This is a genomic window from Clavibacter lycopersici, from assembly GCF_003576405.1.
Classification (GTDB): Bacteria; Actinomycetota; Actinomycetes; order Actinomycetales; family Microbacteriaceae; genus Clavibacter; species Clavibacter lycopersici.
The window spans coordinates 1-1,091 of sequence record NZ_QWGT01000424.1 but is presented as its reverse complement, the minus strand read 5'-3'; the positions used below and the strand labels follow the sequence as shown (position 1 = coordinate 1,091).

The 1,091-nt window shown below is 76.4% G+C and carries 2 protein-coding genes; both read left to right on the top strand.

The annotated features are described in order from the left end of the window. Nucleotides 1-145 precede the first annotated feature (145 nt). Nucleotides 146-340, top strand: a complete 195-nt coding sequence (locus DZG00_RS15685; protein WP_119383320.1) for a hypothetical protein — start codon at nucleotides 146-148, stop codon at nucleotides 338-340. 97 nt (nucleotides 341-437) lie between these two features. Then, a partial coding sequence (locus DZG00_RS15680) for an FAD-dependent oxidoreductase (RefSeq protein WP_119455833.1) occupies nucleotides 438-1,091 on the top strand: 654 nt, incomplete at its 3' end.

Below are 1,091 nucleotides of genomic sequence, written 5' to 3'. Positions count from 1 at the left end.
CTGGCGGCGGCGGGGCGCGGCGCCTGACCCGCGGCACCGCGGCCGATGCGCGTCGGGCACGATGGGAGGAGCGGCCGGGACCCGGCGCGTCAGCGCGAGGGGGACGGGATGCACGACGACCGGACGGCGCGGACGAGGCGACCCCGTGGCTGACGCGGTCGACACGGCGCTCCTCGTGCTGACCGTGGTCGGCCTGGTCGGCATGATGATCAGCTTCATCCGGATGAGCGCTTACGGGATGGTCGACAACCGCCGACCGACGCGGTCCATGCTCGTGACGGCCTTCGCGTGCGGCGCGGTCGGCTGGGGCGCGCTGCTGATCGGCCTCTTCCTGCCCTAGGGACGCGCTGCCCCGCCGCTGTCCCCTCCGCGACCTCCACCGGTTACGGCTCCCGCCGGGCTCGGCCGTCCGTGGCACGCGCCCGTAGCCTGGACGCATGGGGGGACTCACCGGGCGCGGGCGCGCATCGCACCACGTCGTCATCGGCGCAGGGCTCGCGGGGGCGGCCACCGCCTGGCAGCTCGCGAGCCGCGGGCACGAGGTCACGGTGCTGGAGCGCGACCGGCCGGCGAGCATGCTGGGCAGCTCGCACGGATCCGCCCGCATCCTCCGCTACGCCTACGACGACCCCTTCTACGTGCGCCTGATGCGCGACGCCCGCGTGCTCTGGGACCGCCTCGAGCGCACCACGGGGGCGCGGCTCGTGACCCCGACCGGATCCGTCGACTCGGGGCTCGTGCGCCGCCCCGCCGAGCTCGCGCGCGTGCTGGAGCGCGTCGGCATCGAGCACGAGCTGATGAGCGCGCGCGAGGCCGAGGCGCGCTGGCCGGAGATGGCGTTCGACTCCGATGTGCTGTTCCACCCGGCCGCGGGCGTCGTCGACGCGGAGGCGGCGGTGCGCACGATGCTCGGGCTCGCGGTCGCGCACGGCGCCGTGGTGCACGAGGGCTGGGAAGCCGTGTCCGTCGAGCGGGTCGGCGCGGGCCTCGTCGTGACCGCCGACGACGGCCGCGCGGTCGAGGGCGACAGCGTCGTGGTGGGCGCGGGCGCGTGGCTGCCCGACCTGCTCGGCGGCGCGCTGCCGCTGCCG